Origin of the sequence: Sphingomonas sp. 1F27F7B (assembly GCF_005503355.1) — a bacterium.
Taxonomy (GTDB): domain Bacteria; phylum Pseudomonadota; class Alphaproteobacteria; order Sphingomonadales; family Sphingomonadaceae; genus Sphingomonas.
This window is the reverse complement of the sequence record NZ_SCMK01000054.1, coordinates 1-3,119: the sequence shown is the minus strand read 5'-3', so window position 1 is coordinate 3,119 and position 3,119 is coordinate 1. Positions and strand designations below refer to the sequence as shown.

Here is a 3,119-nt window from a genome sequence, read left to right as displayed (position 1 = left end):
CGCCCGCACCGCCGCCGCGCCGATCGCGACCGCGAGCACGATGATCTGGAGCACGTTGAACGAGAGCCCGGTAACGGCCCCGCCCTCCGCCAGCCTGGTCGATGCCGCCAGCCCCAGGAAATTCGCCGGCACCAGCCCCTTCAGGAAATCGAGCCAGCTGCCGGTGCCGGAAGGCGCCGCCGCTGCGGTGGCAGCCACCGCGCTGTGATGCCCCGGCTGGAGGACAAGGCCGAGCGTGATGCCGATCGCCACTGCAATCGCCGCGGTGATCGCGAACCACAACAGCGTGCGCACCACCAGCCGGGCAGCGTTGTTGAGGTCGCGCAGCGCCGCGATCGAGGCGACGATCGCGGTGAACACCAGCGGCGGCACCAGCACCTTGAGCAGCTGCACGAAGATCTGCCCGATCGTCTGCAGCGTCTGGGCAAGCCCGTTCGCCGCCTCGCCGTCGCTGCCGATCGCCCGCGCCGCCAGTCCCAGCGCCAGCCCGGCCGCCATGCCGATCGCGACCTGCACGCCGAAGCTTGGCAGCTGGAACCGCCGGGGTGCGGCTGCGCTGGTGTTGGCCATTGGTTACGACTCCGGAATTAAACCCACTAAAGAAGTAGGAATTAGTCCGCCGCCGCCCAAGATAGTTTAGGTTCGCCGCCTGAAAGCTGGCGCCATGCCAGATAGTATCATTTGACACTTTATGTGCGGCGCTACAGAGAGGCGGGCATGGAGAGGATGCGATGACCGACTATTTCCCCGGCTTCGGCAACCATGTCTCCACCGAAGCGGTGCCGGGCGCACTGCCGGTGGGGCGAAACAGCCCGCAAAGGCCCGCCTTCGGCCTCTATGCCGAGCAGCTCTCCGGCACGGCCTTCACGGCGCCGCGCCATGAGAATCGCCGCTCGTGGCTCTATCGCCTGCGCCCCACGGCCGAGCATCCGCCCTTCACTCGCTATCATGGCGCCAGGAACTTCGCGCCCGGCACGGTCGGCGATCCGTTGCCCCCCAATCGGTTGCGCTGGAATCCGGTCGAGGCGCCGCCGCCCGGCACCGACTTGGTCGACGGCATGACCACCATGCTCGCCAACCGCGACCCCGCCGACCTGGAGGGCGTGGCGGTGCATGTCTATGCCGCCAACCAGGACATGGAGACCCGCATCTTCTTCGATGCGGACGGCGAGCTGCTCTTCATTCCCCAGGCCGGCCGGCTGGCCCTGCTCACCGAGCTGGGCCGCATCGACATCGCGCCGGGTCAGGTCGCGCTGGTCCCGCGCGGCGTGCGGTTCCGGGCGCTGCTCCCGGACGGGGAGGCGCGCGGCTATGTTGCCGAGAATCATGGCGCGCTGTTCCGCCTGCCCGATCTCGGCCCGATCGGCGCCAACGGCCTCGCCAATCCGCGCGACTTCGAGACGCCCGCCGCCTGGTTCGAGGATCGCGACGAGCCCTTCGAGATCATCCAGAAGCATCTCGGCGCGCTCTGGGCGACCACTCTTCCCCATTCGCCGCTCGACGTGGTCGCCTGGCACGGCAATCTCGCCCCCTGGCGCTACGACCTCGCCCGGTTCAACACGATGAACACGGTGAGCTTCGATCATCCCGATCCGTCGATCTTCACCGTCCTCACTTCGCCCAGCGACGTGCCTGGCCGCGCCAATGCCGATTTCGTGATCTTCCCGCCGCGCTGGATGGTCGCCGAGGACACGTTCCGCCCGCCCTGGTTCCATCGCAACGTGATGAGCGAAGCGATGGGGCTGATCACCGGCGCCTATGACGCCAAGGCAGAGGGCTTCGCGCCCGGCGGGCTGTCGCTCCACAACCTCATGGCCGGCCACGGCCCCGACGTGACCAGCTGGCAGGGAGCAAGCAACGCGGAACTGAAACCGCACAAGATCGACGGCACCATGGCCTTCATGGTCGAGACCTGCTGGCCCTACCGGCCGACACGATATGCGCTCGAGCGGGCCCAGCCCGACTATGATGCCGCCTGGGCGGGTTTTCCGAAGGCCCGGCTTCCATGAAACTCCTCCCCGGTCCGGGGAGGTGGCAGCGCGAAGCGCCGACGGAGGGGATGCTCCACAAGGTGCAGCATCTGTGGCGATTCCCCTCCACCCCTCGCCTTCGACGAGCGGCCCCCCTCCCCGTTCCGGGGAGGAATTGATGGAACACCTCACCACCACGCCGCCCGGCGTCTCCCTCGGCCCGCTCGAACTGATCCCCGACGGCACGGCGCGCAATTTCGTGCTGGAGATGCGCGCGGGCCGCTTCCACGGCTTCGTGGTCCGTCGGGGCGAAACGGTCCACGGCTATGTGGATCGCTGCGCACACATGGCCCTCCCCCTCACCAACAAGCTCGACGACTATCTCACGCCCGACGGCAGCCATATTCAATGCAGCTGGCACGGCGCGCTCTACCGGATCGAGGACGGCGCCTGTGTCGGCGGCCCCTGTGTCGGGGCCAAGCTGCGCCGCTGGCCGGTCATGGTGCGAGACGGCATGGTCGTCACCGCCGATCCCGAGCAGGAAACAGGATAGTAGCAGCCATTTTCCTGCACTTACTCTCGATATTAGCTATTATAGTAAATTAGTCGAGAAACCTTCCAAGAAATCGTGCAATATTGTTCTCGATATTCCCATATCGAGTCGAATGCGTTGATAGTCCATGGAGGATTACAAAATGGCTGATTTACGCAAATTCATCAATCCGGCACTGCGCCCGAATGAAAGGATCGGGCTGTTCGTGGCAGGCGCTCGCCTGGGCAGCGGAAGCACCCATGCGATAGAACAGCTTCGCGCCAAGCTCAGCGGAGAGATATTCTTCTCCAAGATCGAGATCGACATCGTCATGCCCGACACGAGCCCGTCCGGCATTTGCAAGATGACGCTGAACGGCGAGGCCGAGGATTGCCCCTATGTCACGACGCCGGACAACAAGCTTAAGATCACGCGAAAGGACAAGACGGAGATCCTGATCCACATCGGCGATCGGGCATATACGTTCGTCAACGTCACGGGCCGGCCGACCGTGGGCATCTGGCCCGATCGCATCCGGGGCCTCGACGAACCCGCCGAGCCCGCGGAAATCACCGAAGGCGCGGACTGACCCCTCCCCCACCCCCGGGGTTCGGGAT

General features: G+C 65.7%; 4 protein-coding genes. 3 read left to right on the top strand and 1 reads right to left on the bottom strand.

The window, feature by feature from the left end; translation table 11 throughout:
* Nucleotides 1-570 (bottom strand): cation:dicarboxylate symporter family transporter (locus FFS08_RS23320; protein WP_137871867.1); only part of this gene is annotated, 570 nt, incomplete at its 3' end.
* Between the two features lie 161 nt (nucleotides 571-731).
* Between FFS08_RS23320 and hmgA the strand changes: the two genes are divergently transcribed.
* The 3 genes from hmgA (at nucleotide 732) to FFS08_RS23305 (ending at nucleotide 3,091) form a co-directional block, all read left to right on the top strand.
* Nucleotides 732-2,009 (top strand): homogentisate 1,2-dioxygenase, encoded by a 1,278-nt coding sequence (gene hmgA, locus FFS08_RS23315; protein ID WP_137865131.1) that lies wholly within the window; start codon nucleotides 732-734, stop codon nucleotides 2,007-2,009.
* Nucleotides 2,010-2,148: 139 nt separating this feature from the next.
* Nucleotides 2,149-2,523, top strand: coding sequence for a Rieske (2Fe-2S) protein (locus FFS08_RS23310; protein ID WP_137865132.1), 375 nt, complete (start codon nucleotides 2,149-2,151; stop codon nucleotides 2,521-2,523).
* 142 nt (nucleotides 2,524-2,665) lie between these two features.
* Nucleotides 2,666-3,091 (top strand): hypothetical protein, encoded by a 426-nt coding sequence (locus tag FFS08_RS23305; protein WP_137865133.1) that lies wholly within the window; start codon nucleotides 2,666-2,668, stop codon nucleotides 3,089-3,091.
* The last annotated feature ends 28 nt before the right edge of the window (nucleotides 3,092-3,119 follow it).